The organism is Streptomyces cavernicola (assembly GCF_029968035.1).
Taxonomy (GTDB): domain Bacteria; phylum Actinomycetota; class Actinomycetes; order Streptomycetales; family Streptomycetaceae; genus Streptomyces; species Streptomyces cavernicola.
In genome coordinates this window covers 104,675-128,183 of sequence record NZ_JASCIQ010000016.1, presented here as the reverse complement: position 1 = coordinate 128,183, position 23,509 = coordinate 104,675, and the positions used below count along the sequence as shown (strand labels likewise).

The 23,509-nt window shown below is 72.0% G+C and carries 19 protein-coding genes and 1 pseudogene; 11 read left to right on the top strand and 9 right to left on the bottom strand.

What is annotated here, in order from left to right:
- The first annotated feature begins 50 nt into the window (after nt 1–50).
- The 3 genes from QIS96_RS17020 (at nt 51) to QIS96_RS17010 (ending at nt 5,522) form a co-directional block, all read left to right on the top strand.
- Nucleotides 51–1,883, top strand: a complete 1,833-nt coding sequence (locus QIS96_RS17020) for a serine/threonine-protein kinase (protein ID WP_282543449.1) — start codon at nt 51–53, stop codon at nt 1,881–1,883.
- Nucleotides 1,884–2,022: 139 nt separating this feature from the next.
- Nucleotides 2,023–3,666, top strand: a complete 1,644-nt coding sequence (locus QIS96_RS17015) for a succinic semialdehyde dehydrogenase (RefSeq protein ID WP_282543448.1) — start codon at nt 2,023–2,025, stop codon at nt 3,664–3,666.
- Nucleotides 3,667–3,716: 50 nt separating this feature from the next.
- A complete protein-coding gene (locus QIS96_RS17010) occupies nt 3,717–5,522 on the top strand; it encodes a GMC family oxidoreductase (protein ID WP_282543447.1) in 1,806 nt (601 codons plus the stop codon).
- A gap of 83 nt (nt 5,523–5,605) precedes the next feature.
- On the opposite strand, the gene QIS96_RS17005 is transcribed toward QIS96_RS17010, so the two are convergent.
- On the bottom strand, nt 5,606–6,610 hold the full coding sequence (locus tag QIS96_RS17005) for an LAETG motif-containing sortase-dependent surface protein (RefSeq protein WP_282543446.1): 1,005 nt from the start codon (nt 6,608–6,610) through the stop codon (nt 5,606–5,608).
- Between the two features lie 850 nt (nt 6,611–7,460).
- Nucleotides 7,461–7,793 (bottom strand): chorismate mutase, encoded by a 333-nt coding sequence (locus QIS96_RS17000; RefSeq protein ID WP_282543445.1) that lies wholly within the window; start codon nt 7,791–7,793, stop codon nt 7,461–7,463.
- A 357-nt stretch (nt 7,794–8,150) separates the two neighbouring features.
- Here QIS96_RS17000 and guaA point away from each other — a divergent pair, with 357 nt between their 5' ends.
- Nucleotides 8,151–9,728: a glutamine-hydrolyzing GMP synthase gene (gene guaA, locus QIS96_RS16995; RefSeq protein ID WP_282543444.1), complete on the top strand. Its 1,578-nt coding sequence runs from the start codon at nt 8,151–8,153 to the stop codon at nt 9,726–9,728.
- A gap of 35 nt (nt 9,729–9,763) precedes the next feature.
- Here guaA and QIS96_RS16990 read toward each other — a convergent pair whose 3' ends face one another.
- Both QIS96_RS16990 and QIS96_RS16985 read right to left on the bottom strand, forming a co-directional pair.
- Nucleotides 9,764–10,273 (bottom strand): pyridoxamine 5'-phosphate oxidase family protein, encoded by a 510-nt coding sequence (locus QIS96_RS16990; protein ID WP_408907201.1) that lies wholly within the window; start codon nt 10,271–10,273, stop codon nt 9,764–9,766.
- Between the two features lie 83 nt (nt 10,274–10,356).
- Nucleotides 10,357–11,772: an FG-GAP and VCBS repeat-containing protein gene (locus QIS96_RS16985; RefSeq protein WP_282543443.1), complete on the bottom strand. Its 1,416-nt coding sequence runs from the start codon at nt 11,770–11,772 to the stop codon at nt 10,357–10,359.
- A gap of 172 nt (nt 11,773–11,944) precedes the next feature.
- Here QIS96_RS16985 and QIS96_RS16980 point away from each other — a divergent pair, with 172 nt between their 5' ends.
- From QIS96_RS16980 to QIS96_RS16970, 3 genes are all read left to right on the top strand, one after another.
- On the top strand, nt 11,945–12,730 hold the full coding sequence (locus QIS96_RS16980) for a class II aldolase/adducin family protein (RefSeq protein ID WP_282543442.1): 786 nt from the start codon (nt 11,945–11,947) through the stop codon (nt 12,728–12,730).
- A gap of 176 nt (nt 12,731–12,906) precedes the next feature.
- Complete coding sequence (locus QIS96_RS16975; RefSeq protein ID WP_282543492.1) at nt 12,907–14,163, top strand: hypothetical protein; 1,257 nt, start codon at nt 12,907–12,909, stop codon at nt 14,161–14,163.
- A 116-nt stretch (nt 14,164–14,279) separates the two neighbouring features.
- Complete coding sequence (locus QIS96_RS16970; protein ID WP_282543491.1) at nt 14,280–14,783, top strand: DoxX family protein; 504 nt, start codon at nt 14,280–14,282, stop codon at nt 14,781–14,783.
- Here the strand turns inward: QIS96_RS16970 and QIS96_RS16965 are convergent.
- The gene (locus QIS96_RS16965; protein WP_282543441.1) at nt 14,690–14,953 is read right to left on the bottom strand and encodes a hypothetical protein; all 264 of its coding nucleotides are present in this window, start codon (nt 14,951–14,953) and stop codon (nt 14,690–14,692) included. The genes QIS96_RS16970 and QIS96_RS16965 overlap by 94 nt on opposite strands.
- Nucleotides 14,954–15,274: 321 nt before the next feature.
- A pseudogene (locus QIS96_RS16960) lies at nt 15,275–16,594 on the bottom strand (PspC domain-containing protein); the annotation flags it as partial.
- Between the two features lie 290 nt (nt 16,595–16,884).
- On the opposite strand from QIS96_RS16960, the gene QIS96_RS16955 reads away from it, so the two are divergent.
- Both QIS96_RS16955 and QIS96_RS16950 read left to right on the top strand, forming a co-directional pair.
- Complete coding sequence (locus tag QIS96_RS16955) at nt 16,885–18,183, top strand: ATP-binding protein (protein WP_282543440.1); 1,299 nt, start codon at nt 16,885–16,887, stop codon at nt 18,181–18,183.
- Entirely contained in the window at nt 18,180–18,893 is a 714-nt protein-coding gene (locus QIS96_RS16950) for a LuxR C-terminal-related transcriptional regulator (RefSeq protein WP_282543439.1), read from the top strand. Before QIS96_RS16955 ends, QIS96_RS16950 begins: the two co-directional genes overlap by 4 nt.
- Before the next feature lie 46 nt (nt 18,894–18,939).
- On the opposite strand, the gene QIS96_RS16945 is transcribed toward QIS96_RS16950, so the two are convergent.
- The gene (locus QIS96_RS16945; RefSeq protein WP_282543438.1) at nt 18,940–19,626 is read right to left on the bottom strand and encodes a hypothetical protein; all 687 of its coding nucleotides are present in this window, start codon (nt 19,624–19,626) and stop codon (nt 18,940–18,942) included.
- A gap of 126 nt (nt 19,627–19,752) precedes the next feature.
- Here QIS96_RS16945 and QIS96_RS16940 point away from each other — a divergent pair, with 126 nt between their 5' ends.
- Nucleotides 19,753–20,331, top strand: coding sequence for a GNAT family N-acetyltransferase (locus QIS96_RS16940; RefSeq protein WP_282543437.1), 579 nt, complete (start codon nt 19,753–19,755; stop codon nt 20,329–20,331).
- Nucleotides 20,332–20,415: 84 nt separating this feature from the next.
- Here the strand turns inward: QIS96_RS16940 and QIS96_RS16935 are convergent, their stop codons facing one another.
- Entirely contained in the window at nt 20,416–21,474 is a 1,059-nt protein-coding gene (locus tag QIS96_RS16935) for a C40 family peptidase (protein WP_282543436.1), read from the bottom strand.
- Nucleotides 21,475–21,798: 324 nt separating this feature from the next.
- Here QIS96_RS16935 and QIS96_RS16930 point away from each other — a divergent pair, with 324 nt between their 5' ends.
- Nucleotides 21,799–22,152 (top strand): hypothetical protein, encoded by a 354-nt coding sequence (locus QIS96_RS16930; protein ID WP_282543435.1) that lies wholly within the window; start codon nt 21,799–21,801, stop codon nt 22,150–22,152.
- A 178-nt stretch (nt 22,153–22,330) separates the two neighbouring features.
- Here QIS96_RS16930 and QIS96_RS16925 read toward each other — a convergent pair whose 3' ends face one another.
- Nucleotides 22,331–23,509, bottom strand: a complete 1,179-nt coding sequence (locus QIS96_RS16925) for a C40 family peptidase (protein WP_282543434.1) — start codon at nt 23,507–23,509, stop codon at nt 22,331–22,333.

Here is a 23,509-nt window from a genome sequence, read left to right as displayed (position 1 = left end):
TGTCGTAGGCGGGTGGAACCATGGGGCGGTGCCGAGATAAGGATGGACGCATGAGCAACCACGGGGGAACGCCCTACGGATCGAACGACCCGACGAGCTACGGCCTGCAGCCGCCGCAGCCTCCGCCGGGCGCTCCGGGGCCGTACGGCGCCCCGGCTGATCCGTACGCACAGCAGCAGGCCCAGCGGCAGGCGCACCAGCAGGCCCAGCAGGAGACCGCCCCGTACGGGCAGCAGCCCCCCGCTCACCAGCCCCCTGCCCAGCAGCCCCCCGCTCAGCCGCCGGCCGCACCCACTTCGCCCCCGCCGCCGCAGCCGCACGCCATCCCCACCCAGGCCGCGGCGCAGCAGCCGGCCCAGCAGGACCCGGGCGCGGGCCGGCTGATCGCGGGCCGGTACCGCCTGCTCTCCAAGCTCGGCCACGGCGGTATGGGCACCGTGTGGCGGGCCAAGGACGAGACGGTGGACCGCGAGGTCGCCGTCAAGGAGCCGCGCATCCCGGACCACCTGCCGGAGCGGGAGCGGGCCAACGCCTTCGAGCGGATGCGCCGCGAGGCGCGGGCCGCGGCGAAGCTGGACCACCCGGCCGTGGTGAACGTGCACGACGTGGCGGTCGAGGACGGCCAGCCGTGGATCGTCATGGAGTTCGTGCAGGGCCGCTCCCTCGGGGACGTCCTGCAGGAGGGCACCCTCAGCGGCGCCGAGGCCGCGCGCATCGGCCTCGAAGTCCTCGGCGCCCTGGCGGCGGCGCACGCGGCGGGCGTCCTGCACCGGGACGTGAAGCCCGACAACGTGATGCTGGGCCGGCACGACCGCGTCGTCCTCACCGACTTCGGCATCGCCCAGATCGAGGGCGAGACCAACCTGACGGACACCGGGAGCTTCGTCGGCTCGCCCGAATTCATCGCGCCCGAGCGGGTGTTGGGGCAGCGGCCGGGCCCGGCGTCGGACCTGTGGTCGCTCGGCGTGGTCCTTTACGCGGCGACGGAGGGCGTCTCGCCGTTCCGCCGCAACAACACCCCGGCGACGCTCCAGTCGGTGATCAACGCGACCCCGGCCGCGCCGAACGCCGCGAAGGGCCCGCTCGCCGACGCCATCAACCGCCTGCTGATCAAGGACCCGAACCAGCGCCCCGACGCGGTGCAGATCCGCCGGCTCCTGGAGGAGGCGGTCCGCCCGCCGGCCCCGACGCGCACGCAGGCGGTGGGCACGGCCCGCGGCCCGGTGGACGGCGTCCGGGTCAGCCGCAAGGTGCTGTTCGGGGGTGTGGCGGTGGTCCTCGCGTCCGTGGTCGCGGCGGGCCTGGTGATCGCGGACCCGTTCGCGGGGCCGACTTCGGGCACGGAGGAGTGGAAGGCCAAGGAGTTCAAGGGGGTCGGCGGATCCGTCGATCTGCCCGCGCACTACATGCAGACGGATGCCCCCGACCCGGACATGGACGAGGGCGAGTACTTCGCCGAGTACAGCGACCCGAGCGGCGTGATCAACGTCCAGCTGCGCCTGTACAAGAAGTCGGATGACACATCCGAAGAGATCAGCGGCAGCGCGGCGGCCGAGGCGTTCGATGACGCCGAAGAGCTGCAGGACGGCAACACGTCCTCCACATCCGACATCCTGCCGGACAACGGTATGGAGTCGGTCAAGGTCACCACCAAGAACAACGTGACGTACCAGGAGCAGAAGGCCGCCGAGAACACCGTCCGGTACGAGGTGGACCCGGACGAGGTCCGGATCCCCCGCGAGGCCAAGATCTTCTACTACCGCACCAAGGCCGGCGACATGTACAAGCTCACCGTCCGGTACCCCGGCAAGGGCGACATGACCGAGCGGGGCCGTGAAGTGGCCCAGGCCGCGATCGACAGCCTGCAGATCGACAAACTCTGACCGAACGGGGTCAGGGGTGCCGACAACACCCCTGATCAGCCCCTTTGCTGCCAGCAACCACTGGCGCGATGTGCGCACTCCGTGAAACCTCGTTACCGACGGGTACCCAAATGGTTTCCGGGGTCGTACGCTCACGCTCATGACGGACTCGCAGGCTCCCGCCAAGGGCACGAACGACACTCAGGGCACGAACGACATCGGCACCAACCCCATCGCTCCGGCGCCCGCCGGCGCGCGTACCGCAGTGGATGTGGTCACGCCCGAGCTGATCGCCCAGCTCACCCGGGACGTCGTCGGCTCCGGGCGGACCGCCAACCACACGCCGCTCACCGGCGAGAAGCTGGCGGACCTGCCCGAGTCCACGCCCGAGGACGTGGCGAAGGCCTTCGAGCGGGCCCGTGCCGCGCAGCGCGCCTGGGAGGCGACGCCGGTCCGCAAGCGCGCCGCCGTGCTGCTCCGCTTCCACGACCTGGTGCTTCAGCGCCAGGCCGAGGTCCTCGACCTGATCCAGCTGGAGACCGGCAAGGCCCGCCTGCACGCCCACGAGGAGGTGCAGGCCGTCGCGGTCGCCGCCCGGCACTACGGCCGCAAGGCCCCCTCGTATCTGCGCTCGCGCAGCCACACCGGGGCCGTGCCGACGCTCACCAAGGTCGTCGAGCACCGGGTCCCGCGCGGCGTCGTCGGGCAGATCGCGCCGTGGAACTACCCGTTCGAGCTGTCCGTCGGCGACGCGCTCCCGGCCTTCGTGTCCGGCAACGCCGTCGTGATGAAGCCCGACACCGAGACCTGCCTGACCGCCCTGTGGGCCCGCGACCTGCTGATCGAGGCGGGCCTCCCGGCCGAGGTGTTCCAGGTCGTCCTCGGCGAAGGCCCGGTCGTGGGGCCGGAGTTGGTCAAGCACGCCGACTACGTCTCGTTCACCGGCTCCACCCGCACCGGCCGCGAGGTCGCGCAGGGCGCGGCCGCCCGCCTGGTCGGCGTATCGCTCGAACTCGGCGGCAAGAACGCCATGCTGGTCCTCCAGGACGCCGACATGGACAAGGCCGCCGCCGGCGCGGTCCGTGCCTGTTTCTCGTCCGCGGGCCAACTCTGCATCTCCATCGAGCGGTTGTACGTCCACGAGTCGATCGCCGACGAGTTCGTGGCCCGCTTCGCCGCCCGCACCCGCGCGATGCGCCTCGGTACGTCCCTCGCGTACGGCGCGGACATGGGCTCGCTCGTCGGCGAGCGCCAGCTGGAGACCGTGAAGCGGCACGTCGAGGAGGCCGTCGCCAAGGGCGCCACCCTCGTCGCGGGCGGCCAGGCGCGTCCGGACATCGGCCCGTACTTCTACGAGCCGACGATCCTCGACGGCGTCGAGGCCCCGATGGCCGTGTGTAACGAGGAGACCTTCGGCCCGGTCGTCTCCATCTACCGCTACAGCGACGAGGACGAGGCGATCGAGCTCGCCAACTCCACCTCGTACGGCCTGAATTCCTCGGTCTGGACGAAGGACGCCCGCCGTGGCCGCGCCGTCGCCGCCCGGCTGCGCACCGGCACCGTCAACGTCAACGAGGGCTACGCCCCGGCGTACGGCAGCGTGCAGTCGCCGATGGGCGGCATGAAGGACTCCGGCCTCGGCCGCAGGCACGGCTCCGAGGGCATCCTCAAGTACACCGAGGCACAGACCGTGGCCACCCAGCGGATCATGCCGATGGCCCCGTCCTTCGGCATGGACGACGAGAAGTACGCGGCGTTCATGAGCCGCAGCCTGCGCGCGATGAAGGCGTTCCGGCTCCGCTGACCACTCTCCGCCCGCACGCGGCTGACCTGCACGTTTCTACGGAGGTATCGGTGTCACAGGACGAGTCTGTCCACAACCGCCCAGAGCAGGACGGGAGTTACGACTACGACGTCCTGGTCGTGGGCTCGGGCTTCGGCGGCAGCGTCACCGCGCTGCGCCTGACGGAGAAGGGCTACCGCGTCGGCGTCCTGGAGGCGGGCCGCCGCTTCACCCGCGCCGAGCTGCCGAAGAACTCCTGGGACCTGAAGAACTACCTGTGGGCTCCGGCGCTCGGCCTCTACGGCATCCAGCGCATCCACCTGCTCGGCAACGTGATGGTGCTCGCGGGCGCGGGCGTCGGCGGCGGTTCCCTGAACTACGCCAACACGCTGTACGTGCCGCCGGAGCCGTTCTTCAACGACCCGCAGTGGAAGGACATCACGGACTGGCAGGAGGAGTTGAAGCCGTACTACGACCAGGCCCAGCGCATGCTCGGCGTGCGGCTCAACCCGACGATGACGCCGTCCGACGTCCATCTGAAGGCGACGGCCGAGGCGATGGGCGTCGGCGACTCCTTCCACATGGCGCCCGTCGGCGTGTTCTACGGCGACGGCAAGGACGCGACCGGCGACGCGAAGGCGAAGCCCGGCGCGGAGGTCCCCGACCCGTACTTCGGCGGCGCGGGGCCCGCCCGCAAGGCCTGCACCGAGTGCGGCGAGTGCATGACGGGCTGCCGGCACGGCGCGAAGAACACCCTGAACGAGAACTACCTGCACCTCGCCGAGCGGGCGGGCGCGACCATCCACCCGCTGACCTCGGTCGTCTCGGTCACCGAGGACTCGCGCGGCGGCTTCGCCGTGGCCACCCTGCCCACGAACGACAAGCGCAAGGGCAAGGGCCGAGTCTTCCGCGCCGAGCGGGTCGTGATCGCCGCCGGCACCTACGGCACGCAGACGCTGCTGCACCGCATGAAGGACAACGGTCTGCTGCCGCGCATCTCGGACCGGCTCGGCGACCTGACCCGCACCAACTCCGAGGCGCTGGTGGGCGCGCAGACCGACAACCGGCGCTACAAGAAGCGGCACGGCGTCGCCAAGGTGGACTTCACGAAGGGCGTCGCGATCACGTCGTCCATCCACCCGGACGGCGACACCCACATCGAGCCGGTGCGCTACGGCAAGGGCTCCAACGCGATGGGCGGCATGACCGTCCTCCAAGTCCCGTACAGCACAAGGCGGTTCGCGGCCTGGCTGGGCAACTGCGTCCGGCATCCCGTGCAGGCGGCCCGCTCGCTGTCCAACCGGCGCTGGTCGGAGCGGACCATCATCGGCCTGGTCATGCAGTCCCTGGACAACTCCCTGACCACGTACCGCAAGGAGAAGGGCATCGGCAAGGGCCTGCTGACGGCACGTCAGGGCCATGGCGCGCCCAACCCGATGCAGATCGAGGCGGCCACCGAGGCGGCCACGCTCCTCGCCGAGGAGATCAACGGCTTCGCCGGGTCCAACATCGGCGAGCTCATGGGCACCCCGCTGACCGCGCACTTCCTCGGCGGCTGCCCGATCGGCGCCGACCCGAAGAGCGGCGTCATCGACCCGTACCACCGCCTTTACGGGCACCCCGGCATCTCCGTCGTCGACGGCGCCGCGGTCTCGGCGAACCTCGGCGTCAACCCGTCCCTGACGATCACCGCACAGGCCGAGCGCGCCATGTCGTTCTGGCCGAACAAGGGCGAGGCCGACCAGCGCCCCGCCCAGAGCCAGGCCTACGAGCGCCTCGCCGCGGTGGAGCCCAAGTCCCCGACGGTCCCCGCGGACGCCTTCGGCGCCCTGAAGCTCCCGTTCCTCGGCATGCCTGCGATGCCCCCGAAGAAGTAGCCGCCGCTGCACCGCGTACGACAAAGGACCTGCACCCCCCTCCGAGTGCAGGTCCCTTGTCGTACGCGGGGGTCGGGGCGCTGTTACGCGACCGCGCCCTCACCCCGGCGACGCTTGACGGCGAAGACGACGCCGGCGCCGGCGACCAGCGTGATGCCGCCGATCGCGCCGATGGTCGGCAGCGCCGAGCTCGAACCGGTCTCCGCGAGGCTGCCGGTGACCTCGGCGGTCTTCTCCTTGCTGGGCTTCTCGGCCGGAACCGGAACCTTGCCGCCCTCCTGCGGCTCGGTGCCGCCGGTGCTCGTGCCCGCGCCGACGATCTGGAACTTGTACGCGACCTGGCCGAAGCCGACGCACTCGGCATCCTCGTCGCTGTACACGCTGCCGCCGAGCGAGAAGCCCGCGCCGACCGGGGCGCTCTGCTTGACGTTCAGGCGCAGCGGGATGTCGACCTGGTACTCGGGCTCCAGGGACTCCGTCCAGCCGACGAAGCCTGCGGTGTGGCCGTCGTTGCCGATCCGCTCCCAGGCGCCCGTCTCCGGGTTGAGGGCCTGCAGCTCGACCTGGCGGGTCTTGAAGACGTTCTCGCCCTCCTTGTCGGCGGACGCGCCGGCGACGAAGAAGAGGTCCTTGACGGTGGTGTCGGAGTTGTTCGCGACCGTCATCTTGAACTTGTGCCAGCCGGAGCCCTTGGCGATCTTGCCGGGCAGGCCCTTGATGTCGACGTCGACCTTGGAGTCGGCGCACTCCTCCGGCTCGGTCGGCTCGTCCGTGGGCTCCTCGGTGGGCTCTTCGGTGGGCTCCGACTCGGTCGGCTCCGGATCGGTCTCGGTGGGCGCCTCGGTCGGCTCCTCGGTGGGGGCGGGCGTGCCGGGCGCGGTCTCGGTGGGTGCCTCGGACGGCTCGGTGGTCTCCGGGTCCGTCGGCTCGGCCGAGGGCTCCTCGGAAGGGCTGGTCTCGGGGGAGGTGGCGGTCGGGGCCGGGCTCGGCTCTCCGTCCGTCGCGAACGCGGCCGGGGCCGCGAGCAGCGCGACCGGGGCTATGACTGCCGTAGCGGCCGCGGTGGCCAGTACACGGCGAAGCTTCATGGAAGACCTCGGATAGTCCGGCGTACCGCTCACGCGGTACGGAGGTGGAGAGGCCTCCGCGGTGGGGCGCGGGTGTGGCCGTTGATACGCATGCATGACCTGCGAAGGGAGTGCATGGTTGCACCGCAACTCACAGAATCCTTATGTGACTTGGGTCACTTGCGGAGGGTGCGGTTTCGGCCATGCGCCGTCATCGAGCCGTGATCGAGCACGCGCGGCTGATCCGTTGATCCGGGAAGCCTGTTTCGCCCGGCCCGGCCCGGCCGCAGGTACAGCGAAGGGCCCCGCAGAGTGCGAGCTGCGGGGCCCTTCGCTGACAGCACCGACGTCAGGGCAGCGTCGGTGCGGCGGGGCGGCGCCGGGGGGTGCGCCGCTGGTTCGGGGAGCCGGTCGGAGACCCGGCGCACAAGCGGCGCTCAAGTGGTCTTGACCAATGGCAATTCAATTGTGGAACTCGGCGCTGGGAAGTCGCCTCGTACGCATCGTGCTGGATGAGCCGGGGCCCGCGCAACCGTTTCGGCCACTTCTGGCCAGAGCTGTCGAGCTGCCGAGCCGTCGGCCGGCTCCGGGCGTCCCCGGAGCCGACCAATCTTTCCCTCGTGACCGGGCTGCTGTCCCCTGCCGACCGGTCACTCTGGAGCGAGGTCCCACGACGCACGGCACCATCCGTAACGTCTCATCGCTCCAGCGGAGCCACGCGTGGTTCTTTCGGGCCCGCCCCTGGCTGGCACGGACATCGGGACCAACGAAGCCCGCCGCGCACCGGTCACGCGCCGTACGGGTGAGAGCGGACCCGAACTCAGGTCCGCCCGAACGCCGTTGCGCACACAGGGGCTCACCGGGCGAGGGCTCAGACCCGGCCGCGGCACAGTTCGAGGAGCGTCATCGCGAGCGCGGTGCCGGGCTTGCCGAGGGCGTCGCTGTAGTGGCCGAGGATCTCCATCTCGCGGGAGAGGTTCACGCGGCGGCCGCCCGAGGCGATCCGGGACTCCTGGATCACCGCCGAGACGGCCATGCGTTCCTGTACGAGCCCGATGATGCGGTCGTCGAGGGCGTCGATCCGCTCCCGCTCGCCGCCGATCAGCTCGGCGGCCTCGGGGGTGTGGGCCCCGGTGCGCTCGGCGGCGGAGGCGGCGGGCTTCGCGGTGGCGGTGTCAGCGGCGGCGGTGGTGAGGGTCGTCATGTTCGGGGCTCCGGTTCTCGTGGTCGCGGTGTGTGCCCCGGGGGATCAGGCCCCGGAAACGACAGACGCCCCGGAGCCTTGTCGGCCCGGGGCGCCTGGGAAGTCGCTTCAGTGGATCAAGCAGCACGACCATGGCAGCCGGTGGGCCCGGTGCCATAGGTAAACGCGAAGGCCGCGAAAACGGCGCTGCTCTGCTTGTTCACGGGGACAGTATTGCCGTACGCGCACACACCCGGTCAAGGCGGGCCGGTCCCGGGTTCGGATGGTGAGACGAAAGCTCACTCCCGCGCGCCGTTAGAATCGACAAGTAGAGACCCCCCTCCCCACCACCGCCGGAAGGCCGCCGCAGTGCCAGCAGTGTCCTCATCCTCATCAGCTGCCGCCCCCGACACCGTCCTGGTCGTCGACTTCGGTGCGCAGTACGCCCAGCTCATCGCCCGCCGCGTGCGGGAGGCCCGGGTCTACAGCGAGATCGTCCCGAGCACCATGCCGGTCGACGAGATGCTCGCCAAGAACCCCGCGGCGATCATCCTCTCCGGCGGCCCGTCGTCGGTGTACGCCGAGGGCGCCCCGAGCCTCGACCGCGCGCTCTTCGAGGCCGGCGTCCCCGTCTTCGGCATGTGCTACGGCTTCCAGCTCATGGCCACCACCCTGGGCGGCACCGTCGACGACAACGGCGCCCGTGAGTACGGCCGCACCCCGCTGACCGTCTCCAAGTCCGGCTCGACGCTCTTCGAGGGCACCCCCGCCGAGCAGTCGGTGTGGATGTCCCACGGCGACGCCTGCTCCGCCGCACCTGAGGGCTTCACCGTCACCGCGTCCACCGACGTGGTCCCGGTCGCCGCCTTCGAGAACGACGAGAAGAAGCTGTACGGCGTGCAGTACCACCCCGAGGTGATGCACTCCACGCACGGCCAGCAGGTCCTCGAGCACTTCCTGTACCGCGGCGCCGGCATCGAGCCGAGCTGGACCACGGGCAGCGTCATCGACGAGCAGGTCGAGGCGATCCGCGCCCAGGTCGGCGACAAGCGCGCGATCTGCGGCCTCTCCGGCGGCGTCGACTCCGCGGTGGCCGCGGCCCTCGTGCAGAAGGCCATCGGCTCGCAGCTGACCTGCGTGTACGTCGACCACGGCCTGATGCGCAAGGGCGAGACCGAGCAGGTCGAGAAGGACTTCGTCGCCGCGACCGGCGCGAACCTGAAGGTCGTCGACGCGTCCGAGCGCTTCCTGACCGCGCTCGCCGGCGTCTCCGACCCGGAGACCAAGCGCAAGATCATCGGCCGTGAGTTCATCCGCGTCTTCGAGCAGGCCCAGCTGGAGATCCTCCAGGAGGACGGCCCCGAGGTCGCGTTCCTCGTGCAGGGCACGCTCTACCCGGACATCGTCGAGTCCGGCGGCGGCACCGGCACCGCGAACATCAAGTCCCACCACAACGTGGGCGGCCTGCCCGACGACATCGAGTTCGAGCTCGTCGAGCCGCTGCGCCAGCTGTTCAAGGACGAGGTCCGCATGGTGGGCCAGGAGCTCGGCCTGCCCGCCGAGATCGTCCAGCGCCAGCCGTTCCCCGGCCCCGGCCTCGGTATCCGCATCGTCGGCGAGGTCACCAAGGACCGGCTCGACCTGCTGCGCGAGGCCGACGCCATCGCCCGCGAGGAGCTGACCGCCGCCGGTCTCGACAGCGAGATCTGGCAGTGCCCGGTCGTCCTCCTCGCCGACGTCCGCTCGGTCGGCGTCCAGGGCGACGGCCGTACGTACGGCCACCCGATCGTCCTGCGCCCCGTCTCGTCCGAGGACGCCATGACGGCCGACTGGACGCGCATGCCGTACGACGTCCTCGCGCGGATCTCCACGCGGATCACCAACGAGGTGGCCGATGTGAACCGAGTCGTCCTCGACGTCACGAGCAAGCCGCCGGGCACCATCGAGTGGGAGTGACCTCCCCGGCTTCGTAGGTCCCTGTCGAGAGCCCCTCACGTCCGCCTGACGGTACGGAGGGGCTCTCCGGGTTTCCAGATCTGTACGGCCAGATACGTGTCGTCCTCGACGAACGTCCGTACCACCTGGGTCAGTTCGGTGCGGAACAGGTGGAAGGCGTCCGGGTCCGGCGGCTCGACCTCCTGGGTGTAGCGGGCGCGGCCCTCGAGGTCGTGGATCTCGACGGCGCGGCTCGCGATGCGCACGTCGCCGCCGCCCATGCTCTGGCCCGCGCCCGGGTTGGCCTGGAGCGCGAAGCGCGGGTCGCGGCGCAGGTCGTGCGCCTTCCGCGAGTCCGGCATCATCGCGAGCCACAACTCGCCGTCCAGGAACCGGACTTCGAGTCCGCTGGTGCGCGGCGAGCCGTCCCTGCGGAGCGTCGCGAGGACGTGGTGCGTGAACGAGCCGAAGCGTTCCTCGACGGCCGCGGCGAGGTCGGGCTCGGCGGTCGCGAAGGCTTCCCAGTTGAACGTGGTCCTGAACGGCATGCGCGTCATGGGCGTCATGCGCTCAGTGTGGGCCGGGATTCCCGACATCTCCTGTCGGGAATCCCGGCCCCCTTTTCGTGACCTACACAGTCACCGGCTGTTCAGCGCAGATACGTGCCGAACGCCGCGCCCGGCGCCGGGGCCCCGATGTCGCCCGGGTTCACCGCGTACGTACCGGAGACGCCGAGGCGCAGCCACACCGCGCCCGAGCCCTGACCGGCGGCGGTGTCCTCGTCGGGTGCGCCCGCGACCAGGCCGAGGCCCGGGGGCAGGGCGACCGAGGCGCCGAAGCGGTCGCCCGCCTCCGCGACTCCGGGGACCCCGGCCGTGTCCTGGTGGTACGCCTTGGCGCCGGTGCCGGTCAGGCCCGATGCGCCGCCCTTGAGCAGCACCGCCGAGCCCGCGTCCTTGCCGCCGCCGGCCGCGCCCGAGAGGTCCTCGTACGGGACGCCGGCCGCGATGTCCGCGTAGCCGTCGCCGTTCACGTCGCCCGCGGCAAGGGCGTAGCCGAACTGGTCGCCGTCCTCGCTCGCGCCGGGCACGCCCGCGGAGCTCTGCGTGAGGGTGCTGGTGCGGGTCGTCGAGGGCCCGGACGCGGTGCCGTAGAGGACCTTGATCGTGCCCGCGTCGTACGGCAGGTTCTCCACCACGCCGCCGGGCACGGTGCGGATCACCAGGTCGCCGCGGCCGTCCTTGTCGACGTCGCCGATGGTCGCCGCGGCCGCGTCGGGCAGGGACTTGGCGCTGGTCGAGAGGCCGCTCGCGGTACCGGCCCAGAACAGGCTCGACTCCGACATCTCCTCGAAGGCGTGCGTCGTCACCAGGTCGTCGCGGCCGTCGCCGGTGATGTCGTCGGCGGCCAGGCCGGTCGGCTCGAAGGTGCGGCCGGTGGTGAGGCCGGAGCTGCGGGCGGGGGCGCCCGCGCGGTCGAACGGGCCGTACAGGACGCGCAGTTGACCCCACTCGGCGTCCGGGTCGCTGTCCCTGGCGACCAGGTCGGCGTGGCCGTCGCCGTCGAAGTCGCCCTCGGTGAGCGGGAATCCGCCGGCGCGGGCGGTCGCGGGCAGCGGGGTGGCCTCGGCGCTGAGGCCCTGCGCCGAGCCCCAGTGCACGACGACGGCGGTGCGGTCCTGGACGGCGAGGTCGGTGCGGCCGTCGCCGTCGAGGTCGCGTGCCGCCGTGGCCCCGCCGAACGCGGCACCGCCTGCCGGGGCGGCCGCGGTGATCGTCTGGTGGCGGCCGCTGCCGTGGACGACCGAGACGTATCCGGCGCGTTCCTGGCCGCCGACCGTGGCGGACGGGGCGGCGGAGGCGACGTCCGTCCTGCCGTCGCCGTCGAAGTCCGCGCGCGGCTGCGTGCCTATGGGGGCGTCGGCGGCCGGCGTTTCGGCGGCCGGGGCGCTGGTGGCCGCTCTGGCCGCTTCGGCTGACGCGGGGGCGGCGAGGGCGAGCGGGGCGGTCAGCAGGGCGGCGGCCAGGGCGCAGCCGGCGGCCAGGGTGTGGGGGCGGTGGCGCACGGGTCCTCCTGTGATGCGTGTGGTCTGCCCAGGCAGACTCGCGAGGGGTGCGCAGGGTTGTGTTCCCCGGCGCCGCGCCGTCGGCTGCGCACTCTTTTCACAGGACGCCCCTGGTCACTTCGGTTGACCGACGGTAACTTCCGCCCCGTACACCAGGAATGGAGGGACGACCATGCCCGCGCCCACGCCGATACCCGTCGACCAGCTGCAGTTCGCGCTGCCGCCCGTGCACGAGACCGTCGCGGACGAGCGCCGGCACCGCAAGGAACGGCTCGCGGGCGCCCTGCGGCTGTTCGGCCGCTTCGGGTACGAGGACGGCGTATCGGGCCATATCACCGCCCGGGACCCGGAGTTCACCGACTGCTACTGGGTCAACCCCTTCGGCATGCCCTTCAAGCACATCACCGTCAGCGACCTGATCCTCGTCGACGGCGCGGGCCAGGTGCTCGACGGGCGCTATCACGTCAACCAGGCCGCGATCACCGTGCACGCCCAGGTGCACGAGGCGCGCCCGGACGTCGTGTCCGTCGCGCACTGCCACTCGCTGCGCGGCCGCGCCCTGTCCGCGCTCGGTGAGCTCCTCGAACCGATCACGCAGGAGGCCTGCGCGTTCTACGAGGACCACGCGCTGTACGACGCCGTGACGCTCGCCGCCGTCGACGCGGACGAGGGCCGCCGCATCGCCGCCGCCCTGGGCGAGCGCAAGGCGGCCGTCCTGCGTAACCACGGGCTGCTCACCGTCGGCGACTCGGTCGACGCGGCCGCCTGGTGGTTCATCTCCATGGAGCGTTCCTGCCAGGTCCAGCTGGAGGCCCGCGCCGCCGGCCGTCCGGTGCTCATCGGCCACAAGGACGCGGTGGCGCTGCGCGAGCAGTTGGGCACGGACCTGGTGGCGTGGATCAACTACCAGCCGCTGTGGCAGGACGTCAGCCGCGGGGAGCCGGATCTGCTGTCGTAGGGCGCCTCCGGCGCGGGCGGGAAGATCGAGTCAACCTCGCGCCACGGCCCTCACCCCCTCTGACCTGACAACACGCCCCCGAGGCCCCCGCAGTGCGGCACAATTCCCCATCAAATCAAGGGCGTTGGCGGTCAAGAGGATCGTTGGAGTGATGGGGAGCGCACGTGGCAGTGCACATGACGGAGAAGGGGGCGCGCGACGGCGGCTGCGCCTGCGGCGATGACTGCCCGCACGGCGCACGCACCGGACATCGACGCGCCGTCGCCGAATTCCTCGCCCAGCGCGACGCGTTGGCCTCCGGCGACGGACTGCCCGCCGCCCTCGCCCACTCGGCCGCCGCGTCCCGGCAGTGGGCCTCCGACGCCCTGACCCAGTCGGCAGCCGTCGTCGCCGAGCGCGGCCGCGCCGAAGGGCGGGCCTGGCTGCGGCAGATGCACCGCCGCACCCTGACCGCCGTCGGTGCGGCCGGAACCCTCTTCCTGCTAGCCCAGGCCCTCACCGCCATCGACGCCGGCTGGACCGCGGCCCGCACCGCGGGCGCCCTCGCCGCCGCCCTCAGCGGAGGCGCCCTGCTCGCCGTCGGCCACGCCCACCAGACGCACGGCGCGGCGCTCGCGCCCCTCGTCGGCGAGGACAACCGGCTCTCCACCTCCCGCGCCGTCGCCGCCGCCTGGGTCCTCCTGACCGGCTTCGCCGTGCTCGTACTGGCCGGCCGCCTCGCCCTCGCGGGGACCGAACGTGAACGCTCCGCCCTGCTCGACGGCCTCCGACTCGGCGCGGGCCTCGGCCTGTTGACCGTCGTCGCCGTCGTCTGCGCCGCCGCCGTACTGGTGCGCCGCCTCGTCGTCGTACGCGTCCAGGCGCAGCGGCTGCAGAAGCTCCCCGCCGACCGGCCCCGCCCCTCCGACCTGATCACCGACGACGCGGGCCGGGGCAGCTTCACCGACGTCCAGTACGTCCTCGTCTCCGCCGGGGCTCTCGCCTTCGCCGCCGTCCGGCTCGCCCGCGAGCCCGGCCGGCTGCCCGACCTGCCGTGGGGGCTCGCCCTCCTCGTGCTGGTCTCGGCCGCCGCCTACCTCGCCGGGAAGTTCGCCGAGGGCGGCCGGCCCGTGATCCTCTCCGTGGTCCGTGCCCGCGAGCCGGGCGACCTGGACGCGCCGATCCGCACCGGCGACGACATCGAGATCCGCGGCGCCGGATTCGTACCGCCCGGCGCCGGCGCCCCGGACCGCCTCTCCCGCGTCGTCGTCCGTGTCGGCCCCGTGCATGTCCATGTCCCTCTCGTTCCGGTTCCCGGCGGCTTCACCAATCCCACCGACTCGGTACTCACGGTTCCGGTCCCCGTGGACATCCCGCCCGGCCGTGTGGAAGTGCAGGTCATCACCGCAGCAGGGGTGGAGAGCAACCGTTGTGTCGTCGAGGTGACCGACTGACGTCGACATCCCGGAACGCTCCGTTCGGCTCCGGGTACTGGTGAGGCGCGCCCTTCTGCCGTACGTATGGTCTGTTGGCCGATCAACGAGAGGCGGCGGGCACCATGGCACACGGCATGCGGAGCGACCCCTACATCGCGCGGGCCGACGGCGGCAGCCTGAAGGCGACCCTCACCCGGCACGCCCTCCTTCCCCTGCGGATCTTCCTCGGCGTCACCTTCATCTACGCCGGTCTCGACAAGCTCACCGACTCCACCTTCATGTCCGACTCCGGCTCCGGCTCCATCGCCGAGACCATGCGGGGCGTCCGCGACTCCTCGGCGATCCCCGCTCTCGTGGACCTCGCACTGAAGAGTCCCGTCGGCTTCGGCTACGCCATCGGCATCGGTGAACTCGTCGTCGGTCTCGGCACGTTGGTCGGCCTCCTCACCCGCCTCGCCGCGCTCGGCGGCGCGCTGATCTCGCTGAGCCTGTGGCTGACGGTCAGCTGGGCCGTCGAGCCCTACTACTACGGCAACGACCTCGCCTACTTGATGGCCTGGCTCCCGCTGCTGCTCGCGGGCGCCCCCACGTTCTCCCTCGACGCTCTGCTACGGGAGCGGCGGCGCCGGATCCCGTAGCCCGCCGCGGCCACGACCGCCGCGAGGAACAGGCCGCCGCAGACCAGCGGGAACAGCACGAACCACGGAACGCGCCAGGCCCCGGTCGCGTCCCCCGCGTAGGCCACGCCCGCGGCGAGCAGGGCGAGGCCCGCGACGAGCTTTCCGGGCTGGAACTCGTGCTTCAGCATGGGCTACTCCGGCGGGAACGAGGGTGCGGACGGTGCTGGGACGCGCTCCGGCGGGGCGGGCTTCTGCGGGGCGGGCTCCTGCTGGGGCTCGCTCGGTTCGGTCGGGGTGTCGGGGGAGGTCGGGCCGCTTGGTTCGGTCCGTTCGGGCGGCTCCTTCGGTTGGGTCGGTGCGGTCGGGTTCGCCGGGGCGGTGGGTGCTGCGGGGGCGGCGAGTGCTGCGGGCGTGGCGAGTGCTCTGGGCGCTGTGGGGGCGGTCGGTGCCGTGGGTGCCGTCGGTCTGGTCGGGTCGCTCGGCTCGGTCGGTCCGTCCGGCTCGGCACCGGCCGCCGCGCGTCTCACCTCCGCCTGGCCGACGCCTACTTCGAGTCTCAGGTCGACCGTGCCGGCCTCGGGCGTGCCCTTCGGCGGTCTGAGCATGGCGGCGCGGTCCTGGCCTGGGGCGACGTCCACGTCGTCGGAGGCCTCGCCCGGCAACCGGATGTCGCCGACGCCCACTTCGACCCGGAGCCGCACGGTGACGTCGTCCGGCACGACCACCTCCACCCGGCCCGCCCCGACCTCGACCGCCGTCCGCATGGTCTGGCCCTTGCGCAGGTCGACGCCCGTCAGGTCGAGGCTGCCGACGCCCGAGCCCACCTCGTACACCGGCCGCACCTGTGCCGTCGCGGTCGGGCGCCACTGTCTGTGCGTCCAGGTCGTGCCGATGTTGGCCGGCAGGACTGTCGCGATCGCCAACAGGCCTGCCGTGAGCACCGCGAGGACGATCGAGCCCACGCCCGTACGCCCGAGGAACGCGCTCACCGCGATGCCCAGGCCGAACACTGCGAGCGCGCAGGCCAGGCCGGCCTGCAGGCTGAGGCCGAGCGAGCCCGCGCCCCCGTGGTCGCTCCAGGTGAGCGCGGTGCCGAGCACTGCGGCGAGCAGCGCGAGCAGGAACACCCAGCCGCCGATCCGGCGTGGCCCGCGTGGCTTCGGCTCGGGCGGCTCCGGGAACTCCTCCGGGGGCTCGTGGTGGAACACCCAGTTGTGTCCCAGCGGGAACGGGTGGCGGTCGCCGCGAATGATGTCCACCGGGCCCCAGGTGTAACCCGTGCCGCCCTCGTGCGTGCCGTCCTTCACTATCGGGTCGCGCCACCAGGACATGGTCCCGGCGACCGGCGGGGCCTGGGCCTCCGGCGGGGCGTCGGCGACCTTCTGGGCCGTGACCGGGGTGGCGTCGGCGGCCCGGCGGTTCCGCGACCAGTACCCCGCGCCCGCGAGCAGCAGGGCGAGCATCGCCGCGAAGGTGAGCACACTGCCGTTGTTCAGCATGGAAAGGAACACGCCGCAGCCGATGAGCGCGCAGAGCAGCGCGGACAGGCCGGCGCCGGAGACCCGGCCGGTGAGCAGCTTGCGGCCCTCGCTCTCCTCGTCCCCGTCGAGCGGGAGGAGCAGCCAGGCGAAGCCGTAGAAGATCAGGCCGAGGCCGCCGGTGACGGCGAGCACGGCGATGCCGATACGGAAGATCACCGGGTCCAGATCGCAGTGCCGGCCGAGGCCCGAGCAGACGCCGCCGAGCAGGCGGTGCGGCCGCTCGCGGCGAAGCCCCGGCGGGGCGCTCGGCTCGGCGGCGCTCGCCCCGGCCAGGTCCTGATCGTTCATGCGTCCATGGTGACGGGGCGAGGCCGGCTTCGGCAGGCGGGAAGACCCTGGTCCGACCCTGAGATCCGACCCTGAGACCGAGTTGGGGGAGCTACGGCGCGGGCCCGGGGCGCGGGCCCGGAAACGGAGCGCTCCCGCTGAGCGTCTCGGGCCCGGAAGCGGCGCGGCACCTGCCCGCTGCGCCGAGGCTCGGGCCGGAGTGCGGAGAACACGGTGGAGCTCAGAGATCAGGGACGTCTCGGGGGCAGACCCTGATGTCTTCCGCCGCGCACCGTGTGACCATCGGTGACATGCCGACCGCCGCACCCGCCACCGATGATCCGCAGCCGCTGCGCAAGCTCTACCGCAGCGGCGAGGGCCGTTGGCTCGGCGGGGTCGCGCGCGGGCTCGCGGGCCATCTCGGGCTGCCCGTCATCTGGGTGCGCCTCGTCTTCGTCGGCCTGTTCCTCGCCAACGGGCTGGGCGCTCTGCTCTACGCCGCGTTCTGGTTCTTCGTCCCGCTCGGCGTCGGAGGCGTCGGCGGCGCGGGCGCGGCCGGAGCGGCCGAGCGGCAGCCCGCCGTGACGACGGAGATCGGTCCGGACGGCCGCCGCAAACTGGTCGTCCGCAAGGTCGACAAGGGGCAGTTGATCGCGCTGCTCGCCATGGTCGTCGTCGCGATGATCTTCGTGGGCAGTGTCGACGTGAGCGGTCCCGGCAAGGTCTATCTGTGGCCGACGCTCCTCATGGCCGCAGGCGTGGCCCTGGTCTGGCGGCAGGCGGACAACGCCCGCAGGGCCCGCTGGATGGAGGTCGGCCGCCGCAGGCGCACGCTGAACCTGGCGCGCACCGCCGCCGGAGTCGTCCTCGTCGGCACCGGAGTCACCGGCATCTTCGTGCTGCAGGGCTCCGTCCGGGACCTCGGCGCCGTGCTGCAGGCGGCTCTCGCGGTGCTCGTCGGTATAGCCCTGCTCGCGGGCCCCTACCTCGTTCGTATGACACAGGACCTCTCCGCGGAGCGCCTGATGCGCATCCGGGCCCAGGAGCGCGCCGAAGTCGCCGCGCACGTACACGACTCGGTGCTGCACACCCTGACCCTGATCCAGCGCAACGCGGAGAGCCCCGGCGAGGTCCGCAGGCTCGCCCGCGCCCAGGAGCGCGACCTGCGCACGTGGCTCTACAAACCCACCGGCAAGGCCGAAAAGGAAGAGCCGGAGAACCTCGCCGACGCGGTCCGCAGAGCGGCCGCGGAGGTGGAGGACAAGTACGGCGTGCCCATCGAGGTCGTCGTCGTGGGCGACTGCGAACTGGACGAGAAGCTCTCCGCCCAACTCCAGGCCGCGCGCGAGGCGATGGTCAACGCCGCCAAGTACGGTGGCGAGGGCGGCGCCGTCCAGGTCTTCGCGGAGGTCGAGGGCCGGACGGTCTTCGTGTCGGTGCGCGACCGCGGCCCCGGGTTCGACCTGGACGCGGTGCCCGCGGACCGCATGGGCGTACGGGAGTCGATCATCGGCCGCATGCAGCGCAACGGCGGCACGGCACGGCTGCGCGCGGTGCCCGGCGGGGGCACGGAAGTCGAGTTGGAGATGGAGAGGGCGACCACGGCATGAGTGACGCGACCGAACAGACGCAGGGCGAGCCCGAGCGTGAGCCCGGCGCGCGCCGGGTGCGCGTCGTCCTCGTCGACGACCACCGGATGTTCCGTACGGGGGTCCAGGCGGAGATCGGCCGTACGGAGACCACGGGCGTCGAAGTCGTGGGCGAGGCGGCCGATGTGGAGCAGGCGGTCGCCGTCATCACGGCCACCCGCCCGGAGGTGGTTCTCCTCGACGTGCATCTGCCGGGCGGCGGCGGGGTCGAGGTGCTGCGGCGCAGCGCCCCGCTCATGGCGGACGCCGAGAACCCGGTGCGCTTCCTGGCCCTGTCGGTCTCCGACGCCGCCGAGGACGTCATCGGCGTGATCCGCGGCGGAGCGCGGGGGTACGTCACGAAGGCGATCACCGGCACCGACCTGGTCGACTCCATCTTCCGCGTGCAGGAGGGCGATGCGGTGTTCTCGCCCCGCCTGGCCGGCTTCGTCCTGGACGCCTTCGCGTCGACGGACGCCGCCCCGGTCGACGAGGACCTGGACCGCCTCACTCAGCGCGAGCGCGAGGTGCTGCGACTGATCGCCCGTGGGTACGCGTACAAGGAGATCGCCAAGGAGCTCTTCATCTCCGTGAAGACGGTCGAGTCCCATGTCTCCGCCGTGCTGCGGAAGTTGCAGCTGTCCAACCGGCATGAGCTGACGCGATGGGCGACGGCGAGGCGGCTGGTCTGAGAGGCCCGGTCCGGGGGTGGGGCAGGGCGGTGCGGGCACCCGGCGGTCAATGCGTGGACTGGTGCGCGCCCCCGCCCCCGCCCCCGCCCCCGTCCCCGTCCCCGCTCCCGCGCCCGCTCCCGTCCCCGAGTCGGGACAGGACCCACTGGCGGTGTCTGAACGCCCTGTGGATGCCCAGGAGTCCGGTCACCCAGATGATCATCCCGCCGCCCATGCCCAGGAACAGCTGGAACATCGCGGCCGAGCCGGCAGCCGTGGCCGCCGCGCTGTAGGAGCTCAAGATGCCGAGCCCACACATCGCGAACGACAGCAGCATCCAGGTCAGGCTCAGTGCGGGAGAGCGGAGCCTGTTGTCGGCGGCCTCGTCGGAGTCCAACAGCAGCCAGGCGTCCCGTAGTTGACCTATGCGCTGCTGTCTTCGGAGCCACAGGACCGCGACGAGCACGGCCGGCGCAATGACCGCCAGGCCGACGGCCGCGACGAGCACCGCGATGAACACGTCGATCGGGAAGCCGTCGGCGCTGGTGCCCATCTGCACGGCGCCCGCGACACCCGACCAGCCGCACAGCGCAAGGAGCGCCAGCAACCACAGCCGGCCGAGCTGGAACAGGCCGAGACTGCGCCGGTGCAGGATCTTCAACGCGTCGGCCCTGTCGGACAGCAGGGCGTCCCGGTCCGGCCACGTGCGCAGATGCGGTGGCGGCGGAGGCGGAGGCAGCGGAAGGCGGGACATGCGGGCGAACGTACCGCACAGGCGTTCCCGTCCGTGCGGCCTGTGGATAACTCCGCACAGGCCGCCGCCGCAGGGCCTGTGGACAACTTCGCCCGACGTCGGCGGCGCCCCCTAGCATGGCTGACCATGAACATCCCTTCCGGCGTCCCCGCCAGGACCCGCCCGCAGCTCGCCCTCGTCTGGCCGACCGAGGAGGAGGCCCAACTCCAGGTCGGCATCCACCGGTTGATAGGGGACGTCACCGCGGACGGCGGCGCCATCGGCTATCTCGCCCCGCCCCCGCGGGACGAGACGGACGCCTGGCTGGGCGCCGTGCTCGCCGATGTGCGAGCCGGTGACGCGGCGTTCGCAGTGGCGACGGTCGACGGCAGGGTCGCGGGCTGCGGCCTCTGGCAGCGGCGGGGCGCTGTCGCGACGTACCGACACAGCGGTGAGCTGCGGCAGTTGATGACGCATCCGGCGGCGCGCGGGCTCGGCCTCGGCCAGCTGCTGGTGTCGGGGCTGGTGGAGCAGGCGCGTACGGCGGGCATGGAGCTGCTGACGCTCGGCGTGCGCGGAAACAACCACTCGGCCATCGAGCTCTACAACCGCCTCGGCTTTCGCGAGTGGGGCCGGCTCCCGGGCGGGATCGCGGTGGGCGAAGAGCGGTTCGACGACGTGAAGATGTGGCTTCCGCTGGGCGATCTCAGGCCGTCCGGGCGGTGATCGAGCGGCAGCGGCAGGTGCGTACGGATCCGGCAGCAGGCGCCTAGGGCCCGGGGCGGGCGCGCGTACGGAACCGGCGTGGGCTCATGCCACCCGCGTGGCCCCCGAGAACGGCATCGAGTCCACCGGCGCGAGCCGGACCGGGGCGTTCGGGTTCGGGGCATGGATCATCTGCCCGTTGCCCACGTAGAGCCCGACGTGGCTGATGCCCGAGTAGAAGAACACCAGGTCGCCAGGGGCGAGTTCGGAGCGCGAGACGCGTCGCCCGGCGTTGATCTGAGTGTACGTCGTCCGGGGCAGGGAGACGCCCGCCGAACGGTACGCGGCCTGGGTGAGGCCGGAGCAGTCGAAGGCGTTCGGCCCCGTGGCGCCCCACACGTACGGGCTGCCGATCGCGCCGTAGGCGTACGAAACAGCCTGTGCGGCACGCGCGTTGGGGGCCTTGAGAGGGCCGCGCGGCAGGTCGCGGGAGGCGCGGGAGTCGGCGTCGCCGCCGTGCAGGCCCTCGGTGAGCTGCTCGCGCTCGGCGGCGGTGAGGCGGTCGAGGAGGCGCTCGGCGGAGGCCAGCCTCCCGTTGATGTCCTTCTTGTGCTTGCGCAACTGCGCGCGGTGTGCGCCCAGTTCGTCACTCTTGCGATCGGCCTCGGCGTGCAGCCGGTCGAGCTCGCGCAGCTGGCCCTGGACGCGCTGCACGGCGGCGGCCTGCCGGGTGCCCGCGCGGTCGGCGAGCATGACCCGGTCCAGATAGGTGTCCGGGTCGGAGGCCAGGGCGAGCTGCATCGAGGGGGCGATCGCGCCTGTGCGGTACTGCTCGGTGGCGGCCGAACCAAGCGTCGTACGTGCGGAGTTGAGGCGCTCGGTCCTGCGGGCGGCCTCGTCCTGCAGCTCGTCGACGCGGTCCTCGGCCGCCTCGGCCCGCTCCTTGGTGCCGTTGTACTGCTCGGTGGCGATCTCCGCCTCGTGGTAGAGGCGGTCGACCTTGGCCTTCACCTGGGCCGGCGTGAGCTGGGGCTCCGCGTGCCCGGTCCCTTCGAACGCCGCACCGGACGCCGCGCCGGCGAGAGCCAGGGTGGCGGCGGTGCGGGCCGTATGGCCGCTGATCGAGCGGTGTCTGGGTTTTCGGTGCTTGCGCTGCGCGGCCACGGATCCACTTCCTTACGCGTCCGGCGGCGGCCCGCACAGGGGGAGCGGGCCGCCGCCGGACTTTCTCGGCGGAGGTGACCGGCCTGCCGCCCTACGGGGCGGGGACGGCGGTGCTGCGCCGGTCACCTGGCCAAGGACGCTAAACCTCACTGTCACGGGATGGTGACGGAATGTGCGCAACTGACCGCAGAGAGTGGAGCGTGACCGCAACTGACCGGGCGCACGCGCGCGTAGTGCCGGTTTTCGGCTCCCCTGCGACCGATGCGCCCGTCCCGCACGACCTGGCTGTCGAGTGCTGGTATGCCCCCGGCTAGGCTCCGGGCCATGGACGTACTCATCAACGTGTTCGTCGCCCTGCACATCATCGGCATCGCCTCGCTTCTGGGCGGTTTCCTGACCCAGATGAAGGCGATGGGCGCGGGCACGGCACGGTTCACCCCCGCGATGCTGCACGGCGCGGTGACGATGCTGGTCACCGGAGTGGCCCTGGTCGGCCTCAACCAGGCCGACAGCCAGCCGGTCGACAACATCAAGATCGGCGTGAAGCTGGCACTGCTGATCGTGATCCTCGGCCTCGTGTACGTGAAGCGCGACGAGGAGAAGGTGGCCAAGGGGGCGTTCATCGCGGTGGGCGCGCTCACCGTGGCGAACATCTTCATCGCCAAGCTCTGGACGTAGCACCGCCCGATGTGACAGAAGGGCCCGAACCGCCGTCGCGGTCCGGGCCCTTCGCCGTACGGGCCACGCGTGTCACGTCACACGCGCGGGAGCCGATTCACACGCGCGGCGCAGGCCCACACGCGCGGCGAGCAGCTGCACACGCGTGGCGAGCAGGCGCACACGCGCGGAGCAGGATTCACGCCGGCCGCACCACGCTGTGGATCGGCATGTAGTAGATCGACTCGGTGCGCACGTTCGCCCCCGGCTTCGGCGCGTGGATCATCTCGCCGTTGCCGATGTAGATCCCGACGTGGCTGATGTCGTCGTAGAAGAACACCAGGTCACCGGGTTGGGCGTCGGCCGTCTTCACGGTCGTGCCGACCTTCACCTGGTCCCAGGTGGTGCGCGGCAGCGAGATCCCCGCAGCCTGCCAGGCGTCCTGCGTGAGCCCGGAGCAGTCGTACGAGTCGGGCCCGGTGGCGCCCCACACGTACGGCTTGCCGATCTGCGCCTCCGCGAACGCGATCACCTTCTGCGCCTTGGCGGCGTACGAGGTGCCCGCGTCGGAGCCGGAATCGGAGCCGGAGCCCGAGCCGGAGTCCGAGCCGTCGGAGCCGGAGTTCTGCTCCTCCTCCTGGCGGGCCTCCTCCTCGGCCTTGCGCTGCCGCTCCTCCTCGGCCTGCTTGCGGGCGAGCTCCTCGGCCTTGCGCTTGGCCGCGGCCTCCTTCTCCCGCTCGATCGCGGCGAGGCGCGCCTTCTCCTCGGCGGTCAGCTTCGACAGGAGCTCGCGCGCCTCGGAGAGCTTGGCCTGCACGGCCCGCTTGCTCTCTCTCAGGTCCGCCTGCGACTCGGTCAGCGTCTCCAGGCTCTTCTGCGCCTTGCCGCGCTCGGCGGAGGCCTCACGCTGCAGCGACTCGTAGTCCTCGACGGCCCGCTTCTGCCGGTCGCCGAGGCGGCTCATCAGCTGCCGCTGGTCGAACATCGCCTGCGGGTCGTCGGCGAGCAGCAGGTTCGCGGTCTCGGACATGCCGCCGTTGCGGTACTGGGCCGCGGCGAGCGAACCGAGCTCCCGGCGCGCTTCGTTGACCTTGTCGGTGCGCTCGGCGACCTGGTCGAGCAGCCCGTCGACCTCGCCGTGCTGCCGGTCGGTGCGCTCCTTGGCGGCGTTGTACTTCTGGGTGGCGACGCCGGCCTGTCGATACAGGTCGTCGACCTTCTTCTGCACCTCTTCGAGCGAGGGCTTCGGCTCCGCGGGCGCGGCGCCCGCGGTCTGCGACAGCAGGGCGACGGAGGTGAGTGCGGCGGTGGTGATGCCGACGGCCTGGGACGTCCGTATGAGACCCGACCTGGACCGCGGCTTGCGGTGCGACGCCAA

Bases quoted from the DNA above. Each gene is read 5' to 3' on its own strand.
- QIS96_RS17020 (WP_282543449.1), top strand. From the start codon at position 51: ATGAGCAACCACGGGGGAACGCCCTACGGATCGAACGACCCGACGAGC.
- QIS96_RS17015 (WP_282543448.1), top strand. From the start codon at position 2,023: ATGACGGACTCGCAGGCTCCCGCCAAGGGCACGAACGACACTCAGGGC.
- QIS96_RS17005 (WP_282543446.1), bottom strand. From the start codon at position 6,610: ATGAAGCTTCGCCGTGTACTGGCCACCGCGGCCGCTACGGCAGTCATA.
- QIS96_RS17000 (WP_282543445.1), bottom strand. From the start codon at position 7,793: ATGACGACCCTCACCACCGCCGCCGCTGACACCGCCACCGCGAAGCCC.
- QIS96_RS16990 (WP_408907201.1), bottom strand. From the start codon at position 10,273: ATGACGCCCATGACGCGCATGCCGTTCAGGACCACGTTCAACTGGGAA.
- QIS96_RS16980 (WP_282543442.1), top strand. From the start codon at position 11,945: ATGCCCGCGCCCACGCCGATACCCGTCGACCAGCTGCAGTTCGCGCTG.
- QIS96_RS16975 (WP_282543492.1), top strand. From the start codon at position 12,907: ATGACGGAGAAGGGGGCGCGCGACGGCGGCTGCGCCTGCGGCGATGAC.
- QIS96_RS16970 (WP_282543491.1), top strand. From the start codon at position 14,280: ATGCGGAGCGACCCCTACATCGCGCGGGCCGACGGCGGCAGCCTGAAG.
- QIS96_RS16965 (WP_282543441.1), bottom strand. From the start codon at position 14,953: ATGCTGAAGCACGAGTTCCAGCCCGGAAAGCTCGTCGCGGGCCTCGCC.
- QIS96_RS16955 (WP_282543440.1), top strand. From the start codon at position 16,885: ATGCCGACCGCCGCACCCGCCACCGATGATCCGCAGCCGCTGCGCAAG.
- QIS96_RS16950 (WP_282543439.1), top strand. From the start codon at position 18,180: ATGAGTGACGCGACCGAACAGACGCAGGGCGAGCCCGAGCGTGAGCCC.
- QIS96_RS16945 (WP_282543438.1), bottom strand. From the start codon at position 19,626: ATGTCCCGCCTTCCGCTGCCTCCGCCTCCGCCGCCACCGCATCTGCGC.
- QIS96_RS16940 (WP_282543437.1), top strand. From the start codon at position 19,753: ATGAACATCCCTTCCGGCGTCCCCGCCAGGACCCGCCCGCAGCTCGCC.
- QIS96_RS16930 (WP_282543435.1), top strand. From the start codon at position 21,799: ATGGACGTACTCATCAACGTGTTCGTCGCCCTGCACATCATCGGCATC.